Genomic DNA, 26,675 nt, shown 5'->3' on the forward strand with positions numbered 1-26,675 from the left:
GGAGCGAGAAGCATATGGCAGCACTGCACGGCGGCACGTTGGAAGCGATCACCACCCATCAGGCACAGCTGCTAAATGAGTGGACTGCAAGCCTCGAAGCCAGCGGCGCCACCCGTAACATCAAGGAACAGCTACTCGCCCAGGAAACCCGCGAATTTCTGCAGGCGCTGATCAATGGCCTGCAATCGCAAAGCGGCAGCGACCTGAACGCTGCCGGTTGGGACGAAGCCCGGCGGTTCCTGGAGAAACTGTCCGCCAGCCGCGCCCAGTTAGGCCATGACTCCCACCAAACCGTCTACTTCATTTTCGCCCTCAAAGGGCCGCTGTTCGGCTTGCTACAGGCGCACTACAGCGCTAACCCTACGCAGTTGGCCGAACAGCAATGGGTGCTTTCCGAGCTGATTGACAGCATGGGCATGCACACCATGCGTACCTTCCAGAGAACCCGCGAAGCCGTGATCAAACGCCAGCAGGAAGAGCTGCTGGAGTTGTCCACGCCTGTGGTCAAACTGTGGGACGGCGTGCTGGCGTTGCCGCTGATCGGCACGCTGGATTCGCAACGCAGCCAGACCGTGATGGAATCGTTGCTGCAGCGCATCGTCGATACCGGTTCGGAAATCGCCATCATCGACATCACCGGCGTGCCCACCGTCGACACGCTGGTGGCCCAGCACCTGCTGAAAACCGTTACCGCGATCCGCCTGATGGGCGCCGATTGCATCATCAGCGGCATTCGCCCACAGATCGCCCAGACCATCGTGCACCTGGGGCTGGACCTTGGCACCCTGACCACCAAGGCCAACCTTGCCGACGCCTTGAAGCTGGCCCTGTCGCGTATGGGTGTGAGCCTGGCCGAGCAGGTATAAGCCATGGAACGCATCCCGATTCTGCAAATGGGCGAATACCTGTTAGTGACCATTCAGGTCGACATGTATGACGAACTGGCCATGCGCTTGCAGGACGATTTGACCGACCGCATCAGCAGCACCTCGGCCCGTGGGCTGTTGATCGACATTTCTGCACTGGACATGGTCGACTCGTTCATCGGCCGGATGATCGCCGACATCGCCAGCCTGTCGCGGCTGATGGATGCCCAGGTGATGCTGGTGGGCATGCAGCCGGCAGTGGCCATCACCCTGGTCGAGCTGGGCCTGACCTTGCCGGGTGTCAGCACCGCGCTGAACGTCGAACGCGGCATGCAGCGCTTGAGCCAGACAGTGAGGCGCACATGAACGCCGAGCAAAGTGGCACCCTGCCGGTACGTATCGAGCAGGATGTGGTGCTGGCTCGTCAGCTCACCCGCAAGCTTGCCGGTGAGTGCGGCATGCGCCTGGTCGACCTGACCAAACTGGTCACCGCCGTCAGCGAACTGGCGCGTAACACCGTGGTGTATGGCGGCGGTGGCGACATGGACTGGCAAGTACTGCAAGAGCCGGGGCGCACCGGCCTGCGCCTGGTGTTCCGCGATGAGGGCCCCGGCATTCCCGACATCAAGCTGGCCCTGACCGATGGCTGGACCTCCGGCAACGGCCTGGGCCTTGGCCTGACCGGCGCCCGGCGGCTGGTGGATGAGTTCGAACTGGATACCGCACCCGGCCAGGGCACACGGGTGACGATCACGCGATGGGCATAAGCATTCAAGGCAGCTGTACGCTAGTGCTGCCCCTCGAAGACAGCAGCCAGATTGGCCATGCCCGGCGCACGGCGCAAAAAATGGCGCAGCATCACGGTTTCTACGATGAAGACGCTGGGCGTGTGGCCTTGCTGGCTACAGAGCTGTGCAGCAACGTGCTCAAGCACGCCCAGCGCGGCGAGCTGCACCTGCGAGCGCTGCCAGTCGCCAACGGGGTTGGTATCGAACTGCTGGCCGTGGACCGCGCCCAGGGTTTCGATGCCACAGCTTGCCTGGCAGACGGGTTTTCCACGGGCGGCACCCAAGGCATCGGCCTTGGCGCCATCGCGCGCCTGGCCCAGGTGTTCGATGTGTACACCGACCAGCGCGGCTCGGTGATTCTGGCGCGGGTTTACCCACGCAACAGCGCCTGTGCTGACCTGCGCATCGGCGTCAGTCACCATGCCCTGCACGATGACCCGGCCTGCGGTGACACCTGGCACGTGGCGATCGATGGCAACCGTCTCAGCGCCCTGATGGTGGACGGCCTGGGTCACGGCCCGGACGCCGAAGCGGCAGCCCACGCAGGCGCCCAGGCTTTCGCCGCCGACCCGTTCGTAACCCCGTTGCTGCTGATCGAGCGCCTGCACCAGGCGATGGCCGGCACCCGCGGCGGCGCTGTGGCCATTGCCCAGCACGACACTAGCAATAGCCGCTTGACCTTCACCGGCATCGGCAACATCGGTGCCAGCCTGGTGGGCGGTGTGCACGCCCGTGGCCTGGCCTCACACCCAGGCATTGTCGGTAACCAGTACCGCAAGGCGCAGGCGTTCGACTACGCTCAGGTGAATGGCAATTTGCTGGTCATGTACAGTGACGGCTTGCAGTCGCGCTGGAAACTCGACGACTACCCGGGCCTGGTGCATCGCCACCCGGCCGTCATCGCGACCGTGCTGCACCGTGATTTCTGCCGAGGGCGGGATGATGTAGCAGTGCTGGTCGTCGACCTGGAGCCCACCTATGGCTGAACCCGCTACCGACCAGGCGGCATTGGTTGCCAGCCTGCAAGCCGAAAACGAAGCGCTGCGCGCCGAGCTGGAAGAGACCAACCAGGGCGTGCTGGCGCTGTATGCCGAGCTGGACATTCAGGCCCAGCAGCTGCGCCAGGCCTCTGACCTGAAGAGCCGCTTCTTGTCTTACATGAGCCACGAGTTCCGCACACCGCTGGGCTCGATCCTGAGCATCACCAGCCTGTTGGCCGATGAGCTGGACGGCCCTTTGTCCGAAGAGCAGCACCGCCAGGTTGCATTCGTCAGCACTGCCACCCGCGAGCTGTCGGACATGGTCGACGACCTGCTGGACCTGGCCAAGATCGAGGCCGGGCGCATTTCCATCTCCCCAGCCTGGTTTGACATGCTCGACCTGTTCGCCGCCCTGCGCGGCATGTTCCGCCCCATCGTCGAAGGCGGTGCGGTGGACCTGATTTTCGAAGAGCCGGTAGGCCTGCCCAGGCTCTACACCGACGACAAGAAGCTGGCGCAGATACTGCGCAATTTCGTTTCCAACGCGTTGAAGTTCACCTCCCGTGGCGAGGTGCGCGTATCGGCTCAGTTGCAGGGTGAAGACAAGATCCGCTTCGCCGTCAGCGACACCGGCATCGGCATACCTGAAGAGCTGCTCGGGAGCCTGTTCGAGGACTTCGCCCAGGTCGATTCGCCGCTGCAGAAGCGCCTGCGCGGCACCGGGCTGGGCCTGTCACTGTGCAAACGCTTCGCCATTTTGCTCGGCGGTGAAGTGGGCGTGACCAGCGAGCCCGGAGTAGGCTCGTGCTTCCATGTGACCATCCCGCTGGCACTGGCCCAGGAGAATGCCGATGAGAGCTGACCTGCGCCTGCTGATCGTCGACGACAACACAGCCACCCGCTATGCCTTGCGCCGACGCTTGACTGCGCAGGGTTACCAAGTGCTCGAAGCCGGCACCGGCGGCGAGGGGCTGGCGTTGATCGGTGAGCAGCACCTGGACGCGCTGATCCTCGACGTCAACCTGCCCGACATGAGCGGCTTCGATGTGGTGCGCCTGCTGCGCGACAACGAGCGCACCGCCTTGCTGCCAGTGATTCACGTGTCGGCGGCGTCGATCCAGAGCGGTGACATCATCACCGGCCTGAACGCCGGCGCCGATGCCTACCTGATCCACCCAGTGGACCCGGACGTATTGCTGGCCACTCTGCGTACCTTGCTGCGGGTGCGTGACAGCGAACGGGCACTGCGTGAAAGCGAAGCGCGCTTCCAGGAAATTTTCCGCGGTGTGTCGGCGCCGATCGCCGTGCTCGATGCCGAGCTCAGGGTGCATGAGTGCAACCATGCCTTTTCCCAGCTGGTACAAGACAACCACCAGCCCGATTACCTGCGCGACTGCTTTGCCCCGCAGCAGGATGCGGCACTGTGCGAACTGCGCGAGCACATCGGCGCAGGTGCGCGCTGGAAAGGCCAACTGGGCATGCTGGTGAACGGCCAGCCCCGCGACACCGAGTGGCAACTGTCACCCTACCGCACGCCTGGCCTGTGCCTGGTGTTCGTCGAAGATGTGACCGAGCACCGCCACCGCGAGCGCTTTCACCTGGCCCGCCTGGACGACGCCACCAACCAGCTGGCCAAAGAGGTGGCGGAACGCGCCCGCACCGAAGCCTTGCTGCTGCAACTGCAGAAGATGGATGCCTTGGGCAGCCTTACCGGCGGCATCGCCCATGACTTCAACAACCTGCTGACCGGTGTGATCACCAGCCTGGAGCTGATTCGCAAACGGGTTACCGAGGGCCGCACGGAAAAGGTCCCCAAGTACATCGAAGCGGCGCTGAGCTCAGCCAGCAGCGCTGCCGCGCTGACCCATCGGCTGCTGGCCTTCGCCCGCAAGCAGCCGCTGGACACCCGCCCGGTGGACGTCAACCAGCACGTGCATTCCCTGGAAGACTTGCTGACCCGCACCATCGGCGAACGCATCACCCTGATTCTCGAGCTTTCCAGCTCATCCACCATCGCCCTGGTGGACCCGGTGCAACTGGAAAGCGCCGTGCTCAACCTGGTGATCAACGCCCGCGATGCCCTGCCCAAGGGCGGGCATATCTGGGTGTCGACCTGCATGGCACAGGTTTACGGCGACCTGAACCTGCGCGACGGGGCCTATATTGCGGTCACCGTCCGTGACGACGGCTGCGGCATCGAGCCTGAGCTGCTGGAAAAGGTCTTCGACCCATTCTTCACCACCAAGCCGGTGGGGCAGGGCACCGGGCTTGGCCTGTCGACCATCTACGGCTTCGCCCGCCAGTCGGGTGGGCATGTGGCGCTGCGCAGCGTGCCGGGCGAGGGCACCGAAGTCACCCTGATGCTGCCCGCCACCCAATCCGCCGCCACGGCCCCACACCGCGAAGCCACAGAAGACGCGCAAGGCAATGGCGAGCATGTGCTGATCGTCGAGGACATGGCCTCGGTGCGCGTATCGGTGGCCGAGGCCCTGACCGATGCCGGTTACCGCTGCACCCTGGCCTCGACTGTGGATGAGGCACTGCAGCACCTGCGCCAGGAGCCTGGCCCAGACCTGCTGCTGACCGACGTAGGCTTGCCCACCCTGAGCGGCCGCGAACTGGCGGACTTGGCCCGCGCTTGCCGGCCCGCGCTGCCGGTGGTGTTCATGACCGGCTACGCCGACGAAGCGCGTGACCGCCAGGCGTTCTTGGGCGAGGGCATGGATATGCTGGTAAAACCCTTCCGCCTGAGCGAATTGCTGGGCACGGTGCGCCGAGCGATTGGGGCTGAGCGCCAGTAACCCCCGGAACTGAGCAAGCTCGGCTAGGCTTCCCCGCTCCGGGGTGGGCGATGCACCATACTGGACGTCTTCCTGGACGCCGGCTTCGACAGCCCCGCCTTTCGCAGTAATGCTGTTCACTTAAGCATTTGAGTCCAGGCATGGGGTCGAAAAAATTCGATACCGGTGATCTAGTGTCGGGTTTTTTTGGGGTTCAATTTGAGCCTTTTAGCGCCTGTGAGATCGAGCGCCGCCCGCGCGGTGCTCGATCTGCGCTCCACCGAAGAGCTCACGCCAAGCCTCCAGGCTTAAGTGAACAGCACTACACCTTTCGCAGAGACTTCGGCATGGCCCCCAGCACGTTCAGGCAACAGCCGAACTGGCAGACCTGGCATGCGTTTTTCAGCATTCCTCATTTCACCAGGAGCAATGCCATGCACCCTCGTATCGTCGACTTTGCCCAAGTGCGCGTCGCCGCACTGGAACACCAAGGCCCGCCTGCACAGCTGGACCAGACCGTGGAGCAGTTCATTCAGTGGCGGATGGCCAGTGGGCAGTCGCCAGTGGGTGAAAGTCGCACCTTCGGCATTCCCTACGGCAACCCGGATACCACGCCAGCCCAGGCGTTTCGCTTTGATATCTGTGGCGAGATAAAGGGGGACTTGGCGCCGAATGAATATGGAATTCGCGAGTGGGTGATACCTGCGGGGCGGTGTGCGGTGGTGCGGCATGTGGGGTCGCCGGATCATATTGGCGAGAGTATTTATCCGATTTATCGCGACTGGTTGCCGGGGAGTGGGGAAGAGCTCAGGGATCAACCGTTGTTTTTTGAGTATTTGAGTGTTTTTCCGCAGAGGCCGGTGGAGGAATGTGAGACGGATATCTATGTGCCGTTGAGGTAGGGCGAGGGCGGGGCCACTCCCATGGTGGGTTTTGGGAGTGGCCTTGGCTGTTGAGGCTTTGACCTTCAATGATTGCCGTGTTGGCTAAGCCGACTCTCGAAGTATTGCGCGGTCTCTTTGTCAGTACAGTACAGGTAGCAACCCTTCATCCCCCTTGTCATCAGCGTTCGGTACGTGTTTTTGATGATCAGGTCTGTTTCACTTTTCGCGAGGGCGGGTTGCTCTTTCATCATTTTTTTCCAGCCGCGAATCGACTTATCGTGCTTGTCGCGCTGCTCTGGAGAGGTCACTACCTGACCGTCACGTACGACCAGATCTGGTCCGATAATCACCCCGATATAGTCGACTTCCAAACCTTGGCAAGTATGAATGCAGCCAATCTGCTCGATGGAGTTCTCAGCGATGATCCATAGACTGCCATCCTGATCCAGGTTCCATTGGCGTTTATAGTTGCCAATCACGATATCAGCAGCAGTTGGGTCTTTCTTGCTCAACCAAGGCCAGCAATAGCCCGCGACCACACGAGCTTTGTTTCCGTGGTTTTTTTCTTTGATTGCTTCATGCATCGCCCGAGGTGAGTCGAACACCTTAAATTCGTACTCTTGAGTCTCAAGGGTCGGATTTGCCGTCGAGCGAATTCCAAGCGTGTCATCCAACCATGCCAGGTAACCGTCAGAACCACTGCAGCGAAACTGCGAAGACAGCACGTGTTCTTCAACCACAGCACCCTTGGCTTTCGCAAAGGCGCGAATCGCCTGCTTGCTGCCGATATCGCTCAAGGTTACGCGCTGGTCCTCATCAATGAAGAAAATGGAGCATTTCGCTGAGTCAATCAGCTCCTTGATCTGGTTCTCCCCAAGGTTTCCATAAAGCCCGCTTTTCTCATTCAGCCGGTGAGCTTCGTCCACGATAAGCGCGTCGAATGTGTTGGGCTCAGTGTCGATAAATGCCCCAGAGCCTGAAAAGAAATTCGAGAAATGGCTGCGCTTGAGGGTGCCAACCAGTTTGCTTTCGTAGACCTTGCGAGGGGCGGCATTCTTGGAGACGTATTTGCTCATCAGCTTCAATTCGGTGAGCTTCACCAGCAGATTGATGGCCAGGACAGTCTTCCCGGTGCCCGGTCCACCTTCGATGATCATCACCTTGGGTGCTTGGTCCGAAGCCTCGCTTGCCGCCGCAAGCGCCGACTCAAAAATTGCTTTCTGATCGTCAATCAATACGAACTCGGGTTTGCCTTTCATCAACCCCGCGAGGGCTTCGGCTAGCGCCTTGGATGGGCGAATTTTTCCTTCGGACAGCTCGTACAGCACCTCTTTGTTGTCGCCATGACTTATGTGCTTTTTCAGAAAAGTTCTGAGTTTACTAAGCTCTTCCGGGCCTTTCAGGAACAGCGGAGCTTTGCTGATGTGGGGCTCATAGTGGGCTGAATCTATGACCCCGTCGCTGACGTAGTTATGGAGGTAGGCGCACGGACGGATTTCGATGCTTTTGTCGTACACCGCCTCGTTGAAGCCTTCCAACAGCGCTGCATAGGACCATACCTGATAGGACGGGTGAATGGTCTCAATGAGGCCGCCACCCAGCGCTGTTTTGACGATGGCGTCTTTGGTCGTGGCGTTGGCCTTGCTCCATTGCTTCAGCTCGATAAGTACGGCCTTTTTTGCCTGTTTTTCGTCGCGACCGGTAAGTAGAAAGTCGATTCGCTTCGACGACTGCGGAATGTGCAATTCGATGGCCAGGCCCGCATCGCTCGGCAGCCCCTCATCTCTAAGGACCTTGGCCATGTACGTTAGGGACCCTTGCCACGACCTGATTTCCGAGGACGCAACGTTCTTGCCTGTAGCTTCCTTGTAATGCCTGAGGATCACCTCCTCAATGTCATCGTTATCGTTGTCTTTAAGAAATTGCTGTTTGGTCGCAGCGTAAACGATCACGGGTTGTCCTTAGGTGCGTGTTGGTCAGAGTCGGTCGTACTTTTTGCTGGTGCTTCTGGCTTTATCTACGGGGTACTTCTGGCCGTTAGAAGCGAGTTTCCGTGTCACCGCCTCGTTGAGGTCGATGCCGAGCACGCTGCTTAGGCGAACCAGGTACATCAGTACGTCCGCCAGCTCGTCCTTCACGGCTTGGCCGATTTCGGGATCTGTTGCGGCGGAGATCGAGTCGGCATCGCTCATCCATTGGAAAATCTCGCACAGCTCGCCTACCTCGCCAGTGAGAGCAAGGATGAGATTTTTGGGAGAGTGGAATTGCTGCCAGTCGCGATCATCTGCGAAGCGCTGAAGGGATGCGGCAAGCTTCACTACGTCAACCAGTGGCGCGGATAAGCTGTCTGAGTCACTCACGGAGTTATCTCTTGGGCGTCGGTGGGGGAAATATGTAGGAAATCCGGCCTTGGATTGTAAGAGTTTTTGCTGTGTCCGCAGATTTTTTTGATTTTTCGCCTGATGGCTGCCGGCCGGATTGCTCACCAATGTTCGCTATCTGCCGTTTTGCAATGGCAGCAGCGTCGCAACGCCGTTTAATTGTTTACACGGACTTGAGGGCAGTGTGGCGCCTGGTTGTAGGCATTCCTGCACGACCTTCGCCTTGAAAGATATGGGATTAGAGCTTCGTTGGCCCATGGCAACCGTTGCGATAAAGAGGATCGCTTCCACTCAAAATAGGCGGACAATACCGCCGTCAGGTTGCTGCAGGGCAGCGAGATACGGTGTATCTGGCGCACGAGCGCTATATGTGTAAAAGCATCTATCACCGGGGAGGTGACTGTACGAGCTGCCGGATGCGAATCGCCCTTGGGGAGAACCACCGCGGGAGCGGCGTGACCTTGAAAGCTCGGGTCACCTGGGGTGCTGTCAGCGGCAACCTTTGCACGGGCTGTTCTACGCCTGTGGATAAACCCGACCAAGGACAGAAATTCAGCAGTCTTGGGGGCGTGAAAAGCGGTCAAAGTGCTTTGCCCGTTGGAATAACCATCTCATACAGAAGCCTGATTACGACTGATATTCATCGCCCAGGCTCATCTCGGTGGGTTGAGAAAGCTATCCCGGCCGATGATTTAAGTCGGTTGCCCGTGCCGTTGCAGCAGCGGCTCCGATTTGGCCAAAAACAATCATTAGCCTGTTCAGCGTCAACCAAATAGGTTGCCCCATTTCGCTGTTTGTGGTCGGGTCTCGACGATCAGCGAGCTCCGCTAAAAGTTTGTGTTGGCACCTAGGATTGTTAGGGCCGCTTCGCGGCCCCTGGCCATCAAGAAGCTTTCGCCATCCCCAACTCGGCATCATCCAATAGGGCCTTGGCCAATGCGCTGAGATAGTAGGATGCCCACAGCAGTTGGGGCTTGTCTTCCATCAACCCGTCAATGCTCAAGTCGCGCACATAGCCCATTAATTCAGACGCTTGCTCACGAGCTGCCTGGCAGGGGATGCCAGCCTCGACGCGGAAGAGTGGGTGGGTTCGTTCCTCCCCTTGAAAGAACGTTGTTTTGCCGACGGTGAAACAGGTTTCATCAATGGCCATTGGGTAATCTCCCTGAAGTTGTAGATGCCTGGCCTAGCCAATCGCAGCCAAGCTGGGCGCACATCGATCCATGACTGTACGAGTGCAAGACCAGGCAGCGGTTTTTGCGGATCAGTGCTGCGTCCGCGGCTCGCTGGGCTTTTGAATCTGAACAAGCGCGGCTTCGAGCAATTTGCGCAACGCATCGGGCTCGTGCATCGAGGTCATGATCAATGCCGACACAGGCGACTTGGGCTGCATCAGCATGGCCCGCTGCGCGACGGCTTCTGCGCATGGCGCTGAGTCGGCGGCCAGTATCAGTTTGCCTTCAAGGAAATGGAGAAGGTGGGGTGGGTCGGGAACGATCTTCAGTATGGTCTTGGCCTGTTCGAGTGGGGCCACCACCGCTCTGCTGTCAAACAGAAAGGCGGCAGCTGTGCATGGGTTGACAGACCGGGAACAGACCAAACCGGCGCACACGAGGTGCCCCATGACAGCTGCCATAAAAAAGCAAAGCCATGTGGTGTGTTCAGGGCGGCCTGTCAATGCCGGCCGTTGCGCGCAACGACAGGCCGACACTAGTACCTAGCCCTGAACACCACAATGGCTGGGAGTATCTTTGGGAAATGCCCTACAAGATAGGGGTGAAATCTGATTTTGACCGTAACAGGGTGTTACGCAATTGACAGATGACAGGCATAAAAAAAGACGCCCTGGGGCGTCTTCTTCTTCGGATTTGGTGGAGCCGGGGGGATTTGAACCCCCGTCCGCCAGTACTCCGCTGTCGGTACTACATGCTTAGCCGTGTCTACTGATTTAATCCGCAGCCGCCCGACGGGCAGGGTGCTTTGGATGAGTTGGGTAAGTTTTAGTCGCTTTGCCCCCAACGTGCTACACGACGATCCTGTTCTGTATGACAATCATTTCGGGTTTACAGGCATCCCCTGATGATTGCTGGAGCCGAAGCTACCAGGAGAGCGGGCTCAGCTGCTTACGCAGCGAGAGCGTAGCCCTCGTAGTTTTCGTCATTGGCAACTATAGAAAGTTGCAACAGTGGATTTACGAGTTCTGTTACCAACTCGGCATGCACCTAGAGTTTCGCTACCGGCGTCGAATCCTGATCGGCCCCACACTAGCTCTTGGCTAACGTACCTTACGGCACGTGAAACGGAGTATACGCCATTGCGCGGGCAACGTCGACAGCTGGTCCTGTTGCCCGCGCTGTCTAGCTTCAGGCGCCGCCGCCGCCGCCAGCCGAACCGCTGCCTTTCTCGGTCTTTTCCAGGCGCAGCAGTACCTTGCTGGTGATGGCGATGCATTCTTTCGTGTCGCCAGAAGCCTGGGCGGCTTTGGCTTTGTCGACCTGTTCGGTCAGGGCTTTGTCCAGGCCTTCAGCGGTAGCGCCCGCGGTAGCCATGCTGTCGTCGATCTTCTGCAGGTTGGTGGTGCACAGGTCATCGGCGGCGAAAACCGGCGAGGCCAGGAGGGTTGCGGCCGCGAAGAGGGCCGAAAGCGCGGTACCTTTCATAGGTGTCTCCTTTAATGGCCGCTGGGAAGTGGGCCTGTAAAGGTGGACTGCTGCGGTTTGGCGAGGGTTCAATCGCAGTGATGGCTTTTGGCTTTGGAAGTGGATTGGGCGGCGAAATAAATGGGATGGCGCGGGCGTTGCCCGTGTTCACGGGTCAGCCCACCCCCACCGGTGGTGGGGGCGGGTTACTGTGCGGCCTGGGGGGTTAAAGGCTGCGTGGGCGCGTGACGCGGTCTACCAGGTAAACCAGGCCGTGATAGTCGATGCCGCTGTGGCTGGAAAGGCCGATTTCGCAGGTGCGGCTGGTGGAGATGCCTTCGCTGCAATATTGCACGGCGTCTTTCAGGCTGCGCAGCGAGTGGGCGTTCAGCTCGGGGGTGGTGAAGCCTTTATCGCCGGCAAAGCCGCAGCAGTGGATGCCTTCGGGGATCACCACCTGTGTGCTGCAACGCCGTGCCAGGTCGATCAGGGCCTGGCTTTCGCCCAAGTGCTGGGTGCTGCAGGTCACGTGCACGGCCACTGGCGCTTGCTGGGGGGTGAACTCCAGTTTGTCGAGCAGGTGGGTGCGGATGAAGCGCACCGGGTCGTACAGGTCTAGCCGGGTTTCACCCAGGTCTTGCACCAGGCGCAGGGTGCAGGGGCTGGTGTCGCAGTAGATCGGGTCCAGGCCGCCGCGGCTGGCGTGCAGCAGGGCGTTGATCAGCTCTTGGCGTTTGTGCTCGGCCTGTTCGGGGTAACCCTTGGAGGCGAACGGCTGGCCGCAGCAGAGGCTATCGGCGTTGTCGGGGAACACCACTTGGTAACCGGCTTTTTCCAGCAGGGCGCGGGTTTTGTCGAGCAGCGAGCTTTGCTCGCGGTCGGCGTAGGCAGGGCCCATCACCCGGGATACGCAGGCGGCCAGGTACACCACGCGGGGGCGGGCGTCGTTGCTCGCTGGGCCCACTGCCGGGGTGCGCAGCGGCTGTGGCATGGCAGCCGACCACTGGGGCAGGCGGCCTTTGCTGGCTTTGCTCAGCGTGGCGCTCAGGCTGGCCAGGCGCGGCGCGCCGAGCAGTTTGCGGGCGGTGTTGGCGGCGGTGAGGGTGAAGCGCGCGCCAGCCAGGGCTGTTTGAAAATGCTCGGCCAGCCAGTCGGCGGCTTTGCCATGGGTCGCGGCCTGGCTGCGCAGTTTTTTCACCAGCTCGCCTGTGTTGATGCCAACCGGGCAGCGCTGGGCGCACAGGCCGGTTGCGGCGCAGGTGTCGATGCCCTGGTACTGGTAGGTTTGCAGCAGGGCGCGGGTGTCGATACCGGCGCGCTGCTTGGCCTGGATGTCGCGCCACATCACGATGCGCTGGCGGGGGCTCAAGGTCAGGCCTTTGGAGGGGCAGACCGGTTCGCAGAAACCGCACTCGATGCACTTGTCCACGATGGGGTCGGCAGCGGGCAGGGGCTTGAGGTTTTTCAGGTGAATGTCGGGGTCGGTGCTTAGCACCACGTCGGGGTTGAGAATGCCGTTGGGGTCGAGCAGGCGCTTGAGCGTCCACATCAGCTGGTAGGCATCGGCGCCCCATTCCAGCTCCACGAAAGGCGCCATGTTGCGGCCGGTGCCGTGCTCGGCCTTGAGCGAGCCACCGAACTCCACCGCCACCAGCTGCGCTACGTCGTCCATGAAGGCCTGGTAGCGGGCGACTTCTTCGGGGCTGTTGAAACCTTGGGTGAAGACGAAGTGCAGGTTGCCCTCAAGGGCGTGGCCGAAAATGATCGCTTCGTCGTAGCGGTGCTTGTCGAACAGCTGGAGCAGGCGGTTGACGCCTTCGGCCAGCTGCTCCACGGGGAAGGTGACGTCTTCGATGATTACCGTGGTGCCGGTTTGGCGAATGGCACCGACGGCGGGGAAGGTGTCTTTGCGGATCTTCCACAGCTGGTTGTAGACGGCTGGGTCTTCGCTGAAATCGACTTTTTGTTCCAGCGGGTAATCGTCGATCGAGGCCATTACCTGGTGCAGTTGCTCGTGCAGCAGACTTTGGCTGGCGGCGCGGGACTCGATCAGCAGTGCGCAGGCATTGCCCGATAGGCCTTTGACCCATACTGGCATGCCGGGCATGTTCTGCACCGAGCGCAGGCTGCGGCGGTCGAGCAGCTCCACGGCGGACACGGGCTGGCGCTTGAGCACGGTGACGGCGCGGCAGCAGCTTTCCACGCTGGGGAATACCAGCAGGGCGCTGGCCTTGTGAGGGTGATCGGGCACCGTGTTGTAGGTGACGGCGCTGATGAAGCCCAGGGTGCCTTCCGAGCCGACCAACAGATGCTGAAGGATATCCAGCGGTTGGTCGTAGTCCACCAGGGCGTTGAGTGACAGGCCGGTGGTGTTCTTCAGCCGATACTTATGCCGGATGCGCGCGGCCAGTTCGGTGTTGGCGCGGGTTTCGCGGCCTAGGCGGGCGAGGGCTTCGAGCAGTTCGGCGTGGCTGCTTTCGAAGGCCGCGACGCTTGCCGGGTCTTCGCTGTCCAGGCGAGTGCCATCGGCCAGTACCAGGCGCAGGCCGGCGAGGGTGTGATAGCTGTTCTGCGCGGTGCCGCAGCACATACCGCTGGCGTTGTTGGCGACGATGCCGCCGATCTTGCAGGCATTGATCGAGGCCGGGTCAGGGCCGATCTTGCGCCCATAGGGTGCTAGCCAGGCGTTGGCCTGGGCGCCGATCACGCCGGGTTGCAGGCGAATCTGCTCGCCTTGGCCACGGATGTCGCGGCCATTCCAGTTGTCGCCCAGCACGATCAGCACCGAGTCGCTGATAGCCTGGCCAGACAGGCTGGTGCCAGCGGCGCGGAAGGTGACCGGCACGCGCTCGCGCTGGGCCAGTTGCAGCAGCGCCACCACTTCGTCTTCGCTTTCCACGCGCACCACCAGCTTGGGGATCAGCCGGTAGAAGCTGGCGTCGGTGCCGAAAGCCAAGGTGGAGGTTGGGTCGTCGAAACGGCGTTCGGCCGGGATCAGGCGCTCGGCATCACGCAGAAACGCAGCGGGCAGGCTCATGCAATCTCCTCACGGGGCCGCGGCGTCTGGCGCGCGGCGTGCCCCGGTCATTCAGGCGGTACGGGAGGGGGCGCTCAGGCGCCCAGTTCGCGGACCAGCGAATCGCGGTTGATTTCGCTGATCGACTTGGCGCCGGTGAGCACCATGGCCACGCGCATTTCCTTTTCGAACAGCTCAAGCAGGTTCTTCACCCCGGCCTGGCCATGCACAGCCAAGGCCCACAGGAAGGCGCGGCCGATCAGCACGGTGTCGGCGCCCAGGGCGATCATGCGTACCACGTCCAGGCCACTGCGGATGCCGGAGTCGGCGAGGATCTTCAAATCGCCTTTGACCGCATCGGCAATCGCCGGCAGTGCGCGGGCGCTGGACAGCACGCCGTCGAGCTGGCGGCCGCCGTGGTTGGACACGACGATGCCATCAGCGCCGAATTTGACTGCGTCACGGGCGTCGTCGGCGTCGAGGATGCCTTTGATGATCATTGGGCCGTCCCAGAATTCGCGAATCCATTCCAGGTCCTTCCACGAGATGGAAGGGTCGAAGTTATTGCCCAGCCAACCGATGTAGTCGGCCAGGCCCGTGGGGTTGCCACGGTATTTGGAGATATTGCCCAGGTCATGGGGCCGGCCCATCACGCCGACGTCCCACGCCCATTGGGGGTGGGTCATGGCCTGCAGCACGCGGCGCATCGGGCCGTTGGCGCCGCTCATGCCGGAGTGGGCGTCGCGGTAGCGGGCGCCGGGTACTGGCATGTCGACGGTGAACACCAGGGTTTTGACGCCAGCGGCCTTGGCCCGCTCCAGGGCGTTGCGCATGAAGCCGCGGTCTTTGAGCACATACAGCTGGAACCACATCGGCCGGTCGATGGCCGGCGCCACCTCTTCGATCGGGCACACCGACACGGTGGACATGGTGAAGGGGATGCCGTGGGCCGCTGCTGCGCGCGCGGCCTGCACTTCGCCCCGGCGGGCGTACATGCCGGTGAGGCCGACTGGGGCCAGGGCCACGGGCATGCTCAGGGTTTCATCGAACAGTTTGGTTTCAAGGCTCAGCGCAGACATGTTCTTCAGTACGCGCTGGCGCAGGGCAATGCTGGCCAGGTCCGAGACATTGTGGCGCAGGGTGTGCTCGGCGTAGGCGCCGCCGTCGGCGTAGTGGAACAGGAAGGGGGGCAGCTTGCGTTGGGCCGCGGCGCGATAGTCGGTGGAGGCGGAAATGATCATGGATTCTCGCAGCGTGGGTTGAAGGCGATGCCGAGCGCGTCATTGCGCCCGGCCCCTTTCACTTTAGTGATGAACCAGCATGCCGGTCAGCCAATAAGCCTGAATCAGGGTGATCAGGCCGACGATGGTGGCGAAGAACAGGCTGTGTTTGACGGTGAAGCGGAACAAATCCGACTCCTTGCCAACCAGGCCAGTGGCGGCGCAGGCCACGGCGATGGACTGCGGCGAGATCATCTTGCCGGTCACGCCGCCGCTGGTGTTGGCCGCGACCAGCAGGGTGTCGTTGACCCCGATCTGGTGCGCGGTGGTGGCCTGCAGCGAGCTGAACAGCGCGTTGGAAGAAGTGTCGGAGCCGGTCAGGAACACGCCCAGCCAGCCGAGGAACGGCGAGAAGAACGGGAAGGCGGCGCCGGTACCGGCCAGTACCAGGGCCATGGTCGAGGACATGCCCGAGTAGTTGGTGACGAAGGCGAAGGCCAGCACCATACCGATCGACAGGATCGGCCAGCGCAGCTCCCAGAACGTCTCTTTGAAAGTGGTAAGACCAGTTTTGAAGTTGATCTTCAGCACGGCCATGGAGATCAGCGCCGAGAGGAAGATGGCGGTGCCGGTGGCCGAGATCGGGTCAAGTTTGAACACCGCAGGCATGGCCGTAGGTGCGGTGACGATCGGCGCGGTTTTGATCACCAGCTGGTCGAGGTGAGGGATCGCGAAGTTGAACACGAAGTTGTACATCGCACCGCCCGGAGCGAAGGCCGCCTTGAAGGGTTTCAAGGTCCAGATGGTCACCAGCACGGTGAGGATCAGGAACGGCGACCAGGCCTTGAAGATTTCGCCGAAGCTGTAGGGGGTCGGCTGGCTGCCGCTTGGCTGCACCACCGCAGCGCCGACGCTGGCTTTGGCTTCGGCGAATGCGCGCTTGGGCTGCCACACTTTCAGGAACAGCGTCAGGCAGATCAGGCTGGCCAGGGCCGAGGTGATGTCTGGCAGCTCGGGGCCGATGAAGTTGGAGGTGAAGTACTGGGTGACGGCGAAGCTCAGGCCAGCGACCAAGGCGGCAGGCCAAGTTTCCTTCACGCCACGTAGGCCGTCCATCATGAATACCAGCCAGAACGGCACGAACAGCGACAGCAGCGGCAACTGGCGGCCGGTCATGGCGCCGATGTGGAAAGCGTCGATACCGGTGACCTGGCCGGCCACGATGATCGGGATGCCCAGGGCGCCGAACGCCACAGGGGCAGTGTTGGCGATCAAGCATAGGCCGGCGGCGTACAGCGGGTTGAAGCCCAGGCCAACCAGCAGGGCCGCAGTGATGGCGACCGGTGCGCCGAAGCCGGCTGCGCCTTCGAGGAAGGCACCGAAGCAGAAGCCGATCAACAGCACTTGCAGGCGCTGGTCGTCGGTGATCGACAGCACGGAGCTGCGGATCACTTCGAATTGGCCGCTCTTGACCGTGAGTTTGTACAGGAACACCGCGGCAACGATGATCCAGGCGATGGGCCAGAGGCCGTAAAGGAAGCCATAACCTGCAGCAGCCAAGGCCATGTCGACAGGCATCTGGAAGGCGAAGATAGCCACCAGGATCGACAGGGCAAGGGTAATGCTGCCTGCCAGGTGGCCTTTGAGGCGGAACACGGCCAGGGCGAGGAAGAAGAACACGATAGGGATGACCGCCGCCAGCGCGGACAGGCCGAGACTACCAAGCGGGGTATAGAGTTGTTGCCAGGTTTGCATATGGGGTGGCCCCTAATTGTTGTTGGTCAGGCACTGGCATTGGATAATTGGTAAGACCAATTTACAATGGCTGGTCGCTAGGTTAAAAGCGCGGTTAGGGGTGTGTCAATTTGTCCCGTGTAAAACCTTGGTCGCGTGGCGATGAACGGCCGGCTGTTTCATTGCGAAAATCGTCGGCTGAGGCGTGCTGGGGCGGCGCGGATCGGCGAGAATAGGCAGCCCGCTGAATAGGTCGGGGTTTGTGGAGAGCAAGTGATGGTTTTTGATCAGGTTCGCCAACGGCGCCTGTCCGACGATATCGTCGATCGGTTGGAAGGGATGATCCTTGAAGGCACGCTGACGTCTGGGCAGCGGTTGCCGGCCGAGCGCGTCCTGGCCGAACAGTTCGGGGTGTCGCGCCCGTCACTGCGCGAGGCGATCCAGAAGCTGGTGGCCAAGGGGTTACTGGTCAGCCGCCAGGGCGGGGGCAATTACGTGGCGCAGGCCCTGGGCTCGACGTTCAGCGACCCGCTGCTGCAGTTGCTCGAGCACAGCACCGAGGCGCAGCGCGACCTGCTGGAGTTTCGCCATACGCTGGAGGCGTCCTGTGCCTATTACGCCGCCCAGCGCGCCACCGAGCCGGATCGGGCGCGGCTGAAGGAGGCGTTCGATACCTTGCAGGACTGCTATGCGCGGGCCGACGAGGCAACCCGTGCCGAAGAGGGCGCGGCCGATGCGCGTTTCCACCTGGCCATTGCCGAGGCTAGTCACAACGCGGTGTTGCTGCATACGATCAGGGGCTTGTTCGACCTGCTCAAGCGCAATGTGGTGACCAACATTGGTGGCATGTACCAGCAGCGCACGGAAACACGCGACATGCTGATCAGCCAGCACCGCGAGTTGTATCAGGCGATCGTCGAGGGCAGGGCGGAGGATGCCCGGGAGGTGTCCAGCCGGCACATTCTGTATGTGCAGGAGGTGCTGGAAGAAGCGCAACACGAAGCGCAACGCGTGGCACGTGCGGAGCGGCGCAGCGGGCATTGATGATTGTTCGGGGGTGAACCTGCTCCTACAGACAGTGCGCAGGTTCCAAGGCCCTGTGCTAATCCGTGAGGGGCCACAGCTAATGCGCAGATTTCAAGCTCCGTGCATACCCTGTGGCAGCGGGTTCACCCGCGAAGCGGCCGGGCCAGGCTAGTGAAGACTCACTCTTCCTTACCCTTGTTGCGCACCGCCCGCTGAAGCTCGCGGTTGGAGTCGCGTTCGCGCATGGTGTCGCGCTTGTCGAACTCCTTCTTACCCTTGCCCAGCGCGATCTCGCACTTGATCAGGTGCTTGCTCCAGTACAGCGCCAGGGCCACACAGGTGTAGCCCTTTTGCGCCACGGCGGCCTCCACGCGCTCCAGCTCGCGCTTGTTCAGCAGCAGCTTGCGGGTGCGGGTGGGGTCAGCGATGACGTGGGTGCTGGCGGTGGTCAGCGGGGTGATGTGGCTGCCGAACAGCCAGGCTTCGCCATCCTTGAGCAGCACGTAGCTGTCGGTCAGGTGCGCCTTGCCGGCCCGCAGGCTTTTTACTTCCCAACCGGACAGGACCAGCCCGGCCTCGAACTTGTGCTCGATGAAGTAATCGTGTCGCGCTTTCTTGTTTTGCGCGATGGTCCCGGTCGGATGTTTCTTTTGTTTAGCCATAGGGGCGGCATTATAGGCAACTCATCGTGCGGTCGGCTACGGGATTTCGGTGTGCTTGAGCCACTGCAATGAATACCGGACAATACAAAGCCTGTTCTTTGTACAGAACCTGTTTTCGGCACGCTGCGAAGCGCCGCCAACCAGCCTTGGAAGTGATGCCTGGATGACTACCCATATTCAACGCTCCGCCCTGCTGCCGTACCCTGCCCAGGCGCTTTACGATCTGGTCAACGATGTGGCCAGTTACCCTGAATTTCTACCTTGGTGCTCGGCCTCGACGGTGATCGAGGCCAGCGAGACTCACATGCGCGCCAAGCTGGATGTGGCCAAGGGCGGCATCAGTCAGCACTTCGTCACCCGTAATGTGCTGGTGCCGGGCCAGTCCATCGAGATGAACCTGGAGGAGGGGCCGTTTACCCAGTTGCATGGCCTGTGGGTGTTCAAGCCGCTGGGTGATAAAGCCTGCAAGATCAGCCTGGACCTCACCTTCGATTACGCCGGCGCCCTGGTGCGCGCAACCCTGGGGCCGCTGTTCAATCAGGCAGCCAATACCCTGGTGGATGCGTTTTGCCAGCGTGCCAAAGAGCTCAATGCCAAAGGTTGAGGTGGCCTACGCCACGGCCTGAGCGTCAGTAGCTGTTGGTGAGTGCCCCCCCCGCATGGGGCGACCGTGCGTGAAGCGTTGCATTGCTCGGGTATTGCCAGGCAGGTGCAAGGCCTGGATGTCGAGCAGTGCCCAGTCGGTATTTTCGGCAAGCTGGTGGCAGTGCCCACACAACAAAAAGCCCGGACCATGATCCGGGCTTTTTGTTGGAGCCGGCTTTTACTGCGGCGAAGTGTCCAGCGGCGCGGGTGTCGGGACCGGCGTGGTCTCGATGGTATCGATTTCGCGCTGAATGGCTTCTTCCGTCGAGCCTGGTTTGGCTGGTTTTTCTTCCGGTTGCGGTGTGGCTTCCCCTGGCTGGGTAGCTGGGCTGACTGTGGTATTGCCGCTGCCACCAAGGATTTCCTGGTCGCGGCTCACCCCTGGCATGAAGTCACCCGACAGGCTGACCAACTGGTCGCTGTCGTTGAAGAAGATACTCATGCGTTCCTGCTGGCGCTGGCCGCCACCGGGTTGCAGGCTGTACAGATAATCCCAACGATTGGTGTTGAAAGTGTCCTGCAACAGCGGGTTACCCATAATAAACCTTACTTGCCGGCGGGTCATTCCCGGGCGCAATTGGTCTATCATGTCCTGCGTGACGACATTGCCCTGCTGGATGTCGATTTTGTAAACCCCGGGAAACGAGCAACCGGCGAGTGCGAGCAGTCCCGCGAAGGCGAGGCTGTTTAGCAAGAGCTTGGTGTTTTGCATCGGTGGGCGACTTCCACTATCTTGGCTGGACAACGTAAACACCGATCATACCCGTATTAAGAGAAGCTGCGAAGCAGCATCGGCGAGAAAGCTGACCATGGTTGAAAATAGCGAACTGCGCAAAGCCGGTCTCAAGGTGACACTGCCTCGAGTCAAGATCCTTCAAATGCTCGACTCTGCCGAGCAACGTCACATGAGCGCCGAGGATGTCTACAAGGCGCTGATGGAGGCTGGCGAGGACGTCGGTCTGGCAACCGTGTATCGCGTACTGACCCAGTTCGAAGCAGCAGGACTGGTGGTGCGCCACAACTTCGACGGTGGCCACGCGGTGTTCGAACTGGCTGATGGCGGCCACCATGACCACATGGTGAACGTTGATACCAGTGAAGTAATCGAGTTCATGGACGCAGAAATCGAACGTCGCCAGAGGGAGATCGTGGCCGAGCATGGCTACGAGCTGGTGGATCATAACTTGGTCCTCTACGTGCGCAAGAAAAAGTAACGATTTCTCCGTTACCAATAACAAAGGCGACCTTCGGGTCGCCTTTGTGCTTTCTGGGGTAACTCAGGCTTTACCTGACACCACCATCTTGCGAGCGTGGGCGAGGGATTCCTTGGTCAGGTCGATGCCGCCCAGCATTCGAGCCACTTCCTCGACCCGTTCACGTTTGCCCAGGCTGGTCACAGCCGTGTGGGTGGTGTCGCTGTTACGCACTTTGTGCACAAACAGATGGTGATGCCCTTGCGCGGCGACCTGTGGCAGGTGCGTCACAGTCAATACCTGGCCGCGCTCGCCCAGGCGGCGTAGCAACTGGCCGACGATTTCGGCAGTCGGGCCACCGATGCCGACGTCGACCTCGTCGAATACCAGGGTGGGGATGCGTGAGGTCTGCGCAGTGATCACCTGAATTGCCAGGCTGATCCGTGACAGCTCACCCCCGGAAGCCACCTTCGCCAGGGCCTTGAGCGGCTGCCCGGGGTTGGCGCTGACCAGCAGTTCGACCTGCTCCAGGCCATGGGCAGACAGCTCATCGCTTTCATTGGGGGTGAGTTCGATGCAGAACCGCCCGCCTGGCATGCCCAGGCGCTGGATTTCCTGCTCGACCGCAACTGCCAGCTGTTTGGCGGCCTGCTGGCGTAGAGCGCTCAGCTCCTGCGCCTTCTGTTTATAGTGCTGGGCAAAAGCGGCCAGCTCCTCGCCCAAGCGCTCGATGGACTCGTCACTGGCGTTCAAGCCCTCAAGTTCATCCATCAGTTGCTGCTGCAGCCGCGGCAGCTCGGTGGGGTGCACGCGGTGTTTGCGCGCCAGCGTATAGATGGTGTCTAGGCGCTCCTCCAGGGCTTGCAGGCGCATGGGGTCGGCATCGAAATTGTCGAGGAAGCGGTTGAGCTCCCCCACTGCTTCTTCGACCTGGATTTGTGCGCTGGCGATCATGTTGGCCGCCTCGCCCAACGCGCGCGGCGCATTGGTGGCGGCACCCAGCCGGTTGAGGCTGGCGGTGAGGGCGCTGAGCACGTTGCCCGAATCGCTTTCGCTGCACTGGTCGATGACCTGGCGGCAGATGCCGAACAGGGCTTCGGCGTTGGTCAGGTTCTTGTGCTCCTGCTCCAGTTGCTCCAGTTCGTTTTCGCCCAGGCCGAGGTTGTCGAGCTCTTCCAGTTGGTAGCTGAGCAGTTGGTGGCGGGCGCGTTGTTCGTCGCCGGAGTTGCTCAGCCGTTCGAGCTCCAGGCGTGTCTGGTTCCAGCGCTTGGCGGCCAGCTGCACCTGGCGGGAAAGGTCGACGGCGCCAGCGTATTCGTCCACCAGGCGGCGGTGGGTGTCAGTTTTGAGCAATGACTGGTGTTCGTGCTGGCTGTGGATGTCGATCAGCAGCTCGCCCAGTGCCTTGAGGTCGCCAAGCGGGCAGGGCGTGCCGTTGATGTACCCGCGGCTGCGGCCTTCGGCGGTGATGACCCGGCGCAGGATGCAAGGGCCGTCATTGGCCAGGTCGCGCTCTGCCAGCCAGGCATGGGCTTCGGGGATGTCCACCAGGTCGAATGTGGCCAGGATGTCTGCCTTGTCGGTGCCGGGGCGCACCACGCCGCTGTCGGCGCGGTCGCCCAGGGCCAGGCCGAGGGCGTCGAGCATGATCGATTTGCCAGCGCCGGTCTCGCCGGTGATGACCGACATGCCGCGGGCGATTTCGAGGTCGAGGTGTTCGACGATGGCGTAGTTGTGAATGGACAGGTGCACCAGCATGGTGGACGGCTCCCGAAGTTCAGGTCTGGTTATTTATACAGTACTTTTTTCAGACCTGCCAATGCCCCTTAGCGGAAACTGTTGCGGCCGGCAAAAACCTGCTTGCCCCTTGAAGCTGGTTTTTCCGGCCCCATATAGCCCGCAGACACGGCGAGCTTTGCTCGTACAACAGAAATTGCGGAGGAGAGAACCCATGGCTGACGAACAGCTGAATGAAAAAGACCTTAATGCCGAGGAGGCTGGTGCAGTGGATAACGGCGCCCGCGTTCAGGAGCTCGAGGAGCAGCTGGCCGCCGCCAAGGATCAGTCCCTGCGTGTTGCTGCCGAAGCGCAGAACAGCATTCGTCGCGCCGAGCAGGAGGTCGACAAGGCGCGCAAGTTCGCCCTCGAGAAGTTCTCGGGCGACCTGCTGCCGGTGATCGACAGCCTGGAAATGGCCTTGACCCACCTCGACCCTGAGGATGAGCAAGTCAAGAATACCCGTGAAGGCGTCGAGCTGACCCTGAAGATGTTCCAGGACACCCTCAAGCGCTACAACCTCGAAGCCATCGACCCGCACGGCCAGCCATTCAACGCTGAGCACCACCAGGCCATGGCCATGCAGGAGAGCGCGGACGTTGAGCCTAACAGCGTACTCAACGTGTTCCAGAAGGGTTACCTGCTCAACGGCCGCCTGCTGCGCCCTGCCATGGTGGTGGTAAGCAAGGCCCCGGCAGCCGCGCAACCTTCTATCGATGAGAAGGCTTGAAATCTTTCCGGGCATCCCCATTTAAGTGTCAAGCACTCAAGTATTACCGCAGTTGGCTAGAAACAGCCGCTGCTGAAAAATTCAAGTTTCGGGAGAGTTAACATGGGCAAAATCATCGGTATCGACCTGGGGACCACCAACTCGTGCGTCTCCATTCTGGAAAACGGTAACGTCAAGGTCATCGAAAACGCCGAAGGTGCGCGTACTACCCCTTCGATCGTGGCCTACGCCAACGACGGCGAAATCCTGGTAGGTCAGTCGGCCAAGCGTCAGGCTGTCACCAACCCGCACAACACCCTGTTCGCAGTGAAGCGCCTGATTGGCCGCCGCTTTGAAGAAGATGTCGTGCAAAAAGACATCAAGCTGGTTCCCTACAAGATCGTCAAAGCCGGCAACGGCGACGCCTGGGTTGAAGCCAGCGGCAAAGAAATGGCTCCGCCCCAGATCAGCGCCGAAGTCCTGAAGAAAATGAAGAAGACCGCCGAAGACTACCTCGGCGAGCCTGTCACCGAAGCGGTCATCACCGTTCCGGCCTACTTCAACGACAGCCAGCGTCAGGCCACCAAAGACGCCGGCCGTATCGCCGGTCTGGACGTAAAACGTATCATCAACGAGCCGACCGCTGCTGCGCTGGCTTACGGCATGGACAAGGCCAAGGGCGACCATACCGTCATCGTTTATGACCTCGGTGGTGGTACCTTCGACGTTTCGGTCATCGAAATTGCCGAAGTTGACGGTGAGCACCAGTTCGAAGTACTGGCCACCAACGGCGACACCTTCCTCGGTGGTGAAGACTTCGACATGCGCTTGATCGACTACCTCGTCGACGAGTTCAAGAAAGAGTCGGGCATGGACCTGAAAAACGATCCACTGGCTCTGCAGCGCCTGAAAGAAGCCGCTGAAAAAGCCAAGATCGAGCTGTCCTCGGCTCAATCGACCGACGTCAACCTGCCGTACATCACTGCAGACGCAACCGGTCCTAAGCACCTGAACGTGAAGATCTCCCGCGCCAAGCTGGAGTCGCTGGTAGAAGACCTGGTCAACCGTACCATCGAGCCTTGCCGCATCGCGCTCAAGGACGCCGGTATCGACGCCAGCAAGATCGACGACGTGATCCTGGTCGGTGGCCAGACCCGTATGCCGATGGTGCAGAAGGCTGTTGCTGATTTCTTCGGTAAAGAAGCACGCAAGGACGTTAACCCCGACGAAGCCGTGGCCATGGGTGCTGCCATCCAGGGTGCTGTACTGGCGGGTGATGTGAAAGACGTGCTGCTGCTGGACGTCAGCCCGCTGACCCTGGGTATCGAAACCATGGGCGGTGTGATGACCCCGCTGATCGAGAAGAACACCACCATCCCGACCAAAAAGTCGCAGGTGTTCTCGACTGCCGACGACAACCAGGGCGCTGTGACCATCCACGTGCTGCAGGGTGAGCGTAAGCAGGCTGCGCAGAACAAGTCGCTGGGCAAGTTCGACCTGGCTGACATTCCGCCAGCACCGCGTGGTGTGCCGCAAATTGAAGTGACCTTCGACATCGACGCCAACGGCATTCTGCACGTTAGCGCCAAAGACAAGGCCACCGGCAAGAGCCAGTCGATCGTGATCAAGGCCAACTCCGGTCTGTCCGACGACGAAATCGAGCGCATGGTGCGTGATGCCGAGGCCAACGCCGAGGAAGACCGCAAGTTCGAAGAGCTGGCCGCTGCCCGTAACCAGGGTGACGCGCTGGTGCACTCGACTCGCAAGATGGTCGCTGATGCCGGTGACAAGGTCACCGCTGAAGAGAAGACCGCGATCGAAGCTGCCGTGGTTGCCCTGGAAGCCGCTGTCAAAGGCGACGACAAAGCTGCCATCGACGCCAAGGTCGAAGAGCTGTCCAAGGTCTCGGCCCCAGTTGCTCAGAAGATGTACGCCGAGCAACAAGCTGAGCAGCCTCAGGGCGCTGCACAGCAGCCAGAAGCTGAAGCCAAGCACGACGACGTGGTTGACGCTGAGTTCGAAGAAGTCAAAGACGCCGACAAGAAGTAATTCTTGCAGGTTGTCGACCCGCTCACCGGCTTAGGCCGGTGAACTGGTAGGATGTCGCCGCGCGGGGGCTTGCTCCCGCGTTGGCGTATCTGGAATTCGAGATTTTTTACAGCGTTTGTCCGGGCTATCCGTGGCCTCTAGGCAGGCGCTGATGGCGCGGCGCAGATGCCGGACGCCCCAAAAGGTGCAAATGACCTATGTCCAAGCGTGATTATTATGAGGTCCTGGGTGTCGAGCGCGGCGCCACCGAAGCTGACCTCAAGAAGGCTTACCGCCGCCTGGCGATGAAGTACCACCCCGACCGCAACCCAGGCGATAAAGAGTCGGAAGACAAGTTCAAGGAGGCCAACGAGGCCTACGAAGTGCTGTCCGATGCCAGCAAGCGCGCGGCGTTCGACCAGTACGGCCATGCCGGCGTCGATCCGAGCATGGGTGGCGGCGGTGCAGGCTTCGGTGGTGCCAACTTCTCCGACATCTTCGGTGACGTGTTCAGCGACTTCTTTGGTGGCGGGCGTGGTGGCGGCCGTGGCGGTGCCCAGCGTGGCAGTGACCTGCGTTACACCCTTGAGCTGAACCTGGAAGAAGCGGTGCGTGGCACCACGGTCAGCATCCGTGTGCCTACGCTGGTCAACTGCAAGCCATGCGATGGTTCTGGCGCCAAGAAGGGCTCGACTCCTTCCACCTGCCCAACCTGCGGTGGCATCGGCCAAGTGCGCATGCAGCAAGGCTTCTTCTCGGTGCAGCAGACCTGCCCTCGCTGCCACGGCCAAGGCAAGATCATCACCGACCCCTGCACCTCGTGCCATGGCGAAGGCCGTGTCGAGGAATACAAGACTCTGTCGGTCAAGGTGCCGGCGGGCGTCGACACGGGCGACCGTATCCGTTTGTCGGGCGAAGGCGAGGCGGGGACCCACGGTGGCCCGACTGGCGACCTGTACGTGGTGATCAACGTGCGTGAGCACGAGATCTTCCAGCGCGATGGCAAGCATCTGTATTGCGAAGTGCCGATCAGCTTCACCGATGCTGCCTTGGGCGGTGAGTTGGAAGTGCCGACCCTCGATGGCCGTGTGAAGCTGAGAATCCCGGAGGGTACCCAGACCGGCAAGCAGTTCCGCTTGCGTGGCAAGGGTGTAGCACCAGTGCGCGGCGGTGGTGCCGGTGACCTGTTGTGCCGTGTTGCGGTGGAAACCCCGGTCAACCTCAGCCGCCGTCAGCGTGAGCTGCTTGAAGAGCTGCGCAGTTCGCTGGAAGGCGATAGCTCCCATTCGCCCAAGGCCAGTGGCTGGTTCGATGGTGTTAAACGCTTCTTCGGCGATCTCTGACAAGG

24 protein-coding genes, 1 other RNA gene and 1 pseudogene are annotated in these 26,675 nt (G+C 61.1%); 14 read left to right on the forward strand and 12 right to left on the reverse strand.

Annotated elements, in window-relative coordinates:
• The first annotated feature begins 14 nt into the window (after window positions 1–14).
• From J5M56_RS14020 to J5M56_RS14050, 7 genes are all read left to right on the forward strand, one after another.
• Window positions 15–866: an STAS domain-containing protein gene (locus J5M56_RS14020; protein WP_186478826.1), complete on the forward strand. Its 852-nt coding sequence runs from the start codon at window positions 15–17 to the stop codon at window positions 864–866.
• Between the two features lie 3 nt (window positions 867–869).
• Window positions 870–1,232, forward strand: coding sequence for an STAS domain-containing protein (locus tag J5M56_RS14025; protein ID WP_060479435.1), 363 nt, complete (start codon window positions 870–872; stop codon window positions 1,230–1,232).
• The gene (locus J5M56_RS14030; RefSeq protein WP_207937173.1) at window positions 1,229–1,633 is read left to right on the forward strand and encodes an anti-sigma regulatory factor; all 405 of its coding nucleotides are present in this window, start codon (window positions 1,229–1,231) and stop codon (window positions 1,631–1,633) included. The genes J5M56_RS14025 and J5M56_RS14030 overlap by 4 nt, the downstream gene beginning before the upstream one ends.
• The gene (locus J5M56_RS14035) at window positions 1,630–2,640 is read left to right on the forward strand and encodes an ATP-binding protein (RefSeq protein WP_207937194.1); all 1,011 of its coding nucleotides are present in this window, start codon (window positions 1,630–1,632) and stop codon (window positions 2,638–2,640) included. The genes J5M56_RS14030 and J5M56_RS14035 overlap by 4 nt, the downstream gene beginning before the upstream one ends.
• A complete protein-coding gene (locus tag J5M56_RS14040) occupies window positions 2,633–3,496 on the forward strand; it encodes an ATP-binding protein (RefSeq protein WP_186478827.1) in 864 nt (287 codons plus the stop codon). Before J5M56_RS14035 ends, J5M56_RS14040 begins: the two co-directional genes overlap by 8 nt.
• Window positions 3,486–5,435 carry a response regulator gene (locus tag J5M56_RS14045; RefSeq protein WP_207937174.1) on the forward strand — a complete coding sequence of 650 codons (1,950 nt, stop codon included), beginning with the start codon at window positions 3,486–3,488 and terminating at the stop codon, window positions 5,433–5,435. Before J5M56_RS14040 ends, J5M56_RS14045 begins: the two co-directional genes overlap by 11 nt.
• Before the next feature lie 140 nt (window positions 5,436–5,575).
• Window positions 5,576–6,316 carry a GyrI-like domain-containing protein gene (locus tag J5M56_RS14050; protein WP_207937175.1) on the forward strand — a complete coding sequence of 247 codons (741 nt, stop codon included), beginning with the start codon at window positions 5,576–5,578 and terminating at the stop codon, window positions 6,314–6,316.
• A 65-nt stretch (window positions 6,317–6,381) separates the two neighbouring features.
• On the opposite strand, the gene J5M56_RS14055 is transcribed toward J5M56_RS14050, so the two are convergent.
• The 9 genes from J5M56_RS14055 to J5M56_RS14095 form a co-directional block, all read right to left on the reverse strand.
• The gene (locus tag J5M56_RS14055) at window positions 6,382–8,250 is read right to left on the reverse strand and encodes a DUF2075 domain-containing protein (protein ID WP_207937176.1); all 1,869 of its coding nucleotides are present in this window, start codon (window positions 8,248–8,250) and stop codon (window positions 6,382–6,384) included.
• Between the two features lie 24 nt (window positions 8,251–8,274).
• Window positions 8,275–8,658 (reverse strand): nucleotide pyrophosphohydrolase, encoded by a 384-nt coding sequence (locus J5M56_RS14060; RefSeq protein ID WP_060480014.1) that lies wholly within the window; start codon window positions 8,656–8,658, stop codon window positions 8,275–8,277.
• Between the two features lie 904 nt (window positions 8,659–9,562).
• Entirely contained in the window at window positions 9,563–9,832 is a 270-nt protein-coding gene (locus J5M56_RS14065) for a DUF3077 domain-containing protein (RefSeq protein WP_207937177.1), read from the reverse strand.
• A 111-nt stretch (window positions 9,833–9,943) separates the two neighbouring features.
• The gene (locus tag J5M56_RS14070) at window positions 9,944–10,186 is read right to left on the reverse strand and encodes a hypothetical protein (RefSeq protein WP_207937195.1); all 243 of its coding nucleotides are present in this window, start codon (window positions 10,184–10,186) and stop codon (window positions 9,944–9,946) included.
• 362 nt (window positions 10,187–10,548) lie between these two features.
• Window positions 10,549–10,940, reverse strand: a transfer-messenger RNA (tmRNA) gene (gene ssrA, locus J5M56_RS14075).
• A 102-nt stretch (window positions 10,941–11,042) separates the two neighbouring features.
• Window positions 11,043–11,339 carry a hypothetical protein gene (locus J5M56_RS14080; RefSeq protein WP_186478864.1) on the reverse strand — a complete coding sequence of 99 codons (297 nt, stop codon included), beginning with the start codon at window positions 11,337–11,339 and terminating at the stop codon, window positions 11,043–11,045.
• Between the two features lie 205 nt (window positions 11,340–11,544).
• Window positions 11,545–14,355, reverse strand: coding sequence for an FAD-binding and (Fe-S)-binding domain-containing protein (locus tag J5M56_RS14085; RefSeq protein ID WP_207937178.1), 2,811 nt, complete (start codon window positions 14,353–14,355; stop codon window positions 11,545–11,547).
• A gap of 74 nt (window positions 14,356–14,429) precedes the next feature.
• A complete protein-coding gene (lldD, locus tag J5M56_RS14090; RefSeq protein WP_060480026.1) occupies window positions 14,430–15,575 on the reverse strand; it encodes an FMN-dependent L-lactate dehydrogenase LldD in 1,146 nt (381 codons plus the stop codon).
• A gap of 63 nt (window positions 15,576–15,638) precedes the next feature.
• The gene (locus tag J5M56_RS14095) at window positions 15,639–17,309 is read right to left on the reverse strand and encodes a lactate permease LctP family transporter (protein WP_207937179.1); all 1,671 of its coding nucleotides are present in this window, start codon (window positions 17,307–17,309) and stop codon (window positions 15,639–15,641) included.
• 255 nt (window positions 17,310–17,564) lie between these two features.
• Between J5M56_RS14095 and J5M56_RS14100 the strand changes: the two genes are divergently transcribed.
• Window positions 17,565–18,332 (forward strand): FCD domain-containing protein, encoded by a 768-nt coding sequence (locus J5M56_RS14100; protein ID WP_186478862.1) that lies wholly within the window; start codon window positions 17,565–17,567, stop codon window positions 18,330–18,332.
• A 161-nt stretch (window positions 18,333–18,493) separates the two neighbouring features.
• Here J5M56_RS14100 and smpB read toward each other — a convergent pair whose 3' ends face one another.
• Window positions 18,494–18,976: an SsrA-binding protein SmpB gene (gene smpB / locus J5M56_RS14105; RefSeq protein ID WP_003249914.1), complete on the reverse strand. Its 483-nt coding sequence runs from the start codon at window positions 18,974–18,976 to the stop codon at window positions 18,494–18,496.
• Between the two features lie 163 nt (window positions 18,977–19,139).
• Between smpB and J5M56_RS14110 the strand changes: the two genes are divergently transcribed.
• Together J5M56_RS14110 and J5M56_RS27060 are read left to right on the forward strand one after the other, a co-directional pair.
• The gene (locus tag J5M56_RS14110) at window positions 19,140–19,580 is read left to right on the forward strand and encodes a type II toxin-antitoxin system RatA family toxin (protein WP_186478861.1); all 441 of its coding nucleotides are present in this window, start codon (window positions 19,140–19,142) and stop codon (window positions 19,578–19,580) included.
• A 42-nt stretch (window positions 19,581–19,622) separates the two neighbouring features.
• Window positions 19,623–19,739: pseudogene (locus J5M56_RS27060) on the forward strand (RnfH family protein); the annotation flags it as partial.
• 60 nt (window positions 19,740–19,799) lie between these two features.
• On the opposite strand, the gene J5M56_RS14120 reads toward J5M56_RS27060, so the two are convergent.
• Window positions 19,800–20,333, reverse strand: a complete 534-nt coding sequence (locus tag J5M56_RS14120) for an outer membrane protein assembly factor BamE (RefSeq protein WP_186478860.1) — start codon at window positions 20,331–20,333, stop codon at window positions 19,800–19,802.
• A gap of 97 nt (window positions 20,334–20,430) precedes the next feature.
• Between J5M56_RS14120 and fur the strand changes: the two genes are divergently transcribed.
• Window positions 20,431–20,835, forward strand: a complete 405-nt coding sequence (fur, locus tag J5M56_RS14125; protein ID WP_060478651.1) for a ferric iron uptake transcriptional regulator — start codon at window positions 20,431–20,433, stop codon at window positions 20,833–20,835.
• A 63-nt stretch (window positions 20,836–20,898) separates the two neighbouring features.
• Here the strand turns inward: fur and recN are convergent, their stop codons facing one another.
• Entirely contained in the window at window positions 20,899–22,572 is a 1,674-nt protein-coding gene (recN, locus tag J5M56_RS14130; protein ID WP_207937180.1) for a DNA repair protein RecN, read from the reverse strand.
• A gap of 193 nt (window positions 22,573–22,765) precedes the next feature.
• On the opposite strand from recN, the gene grpE reads away from it, so the two are divergent.
• The 3 genes from grpE to dnaJ all read left to right on the forward strand — a co-directional run bounded on the left by grpE (window position 22,766) and on the right by dnaJ (window position 26,670).
• On the forward strand, window positions 22,766–23,320 hold the full coding sequence (gene grpE / locus J5M56_RS14135) for a nucleotide exchange factor GrpE (protein WP_060478649.1): 555 nt from the start codon (window positions 22,766–22,768) through the stop codon (window positions 23,318–23,320).
• Window positions 23,321–23,422: 102 nt separating this feature from the next.
• Window positions 23,423–25,348 (forward strand): molecular chaperone DnaK, encoded by a 1,926-nt coding sequence (gene dnaK / locus J5M56_RS14140; protein WP_207937181.1) that lies wholly within the window; start codon window positions 23,423–23,425, stop codon window positions 25,346–25,348.
• Between the two features lie 197 nt (window positions 25,349–25,545).
• Window positions 25,546–26,670, forward strand: coding sequence for a molecular chaperone DnaJ (gene dnaJ, locus J5M56_RS14145; protein ID WP_060478647.1), 1,125 nt, complete (start codon window positions 25,546–25,548; stop codon window positions 26,668–26,670).
• Window positions 26,671–26,675: the final 5 nt, after the last annotated feature.

Source organism: Pseudomonas sp. 51_B (assembly GCF_017491595.1).
GTDB classification, from domain to species: domain Bacteria; phylum Pseudomonadota; class Gammaproteobacteria; order Pseudomonadales; family Pseudomonadaceae; genus Aquipseudomonas; species Aquipseudomonas promysalinigenes.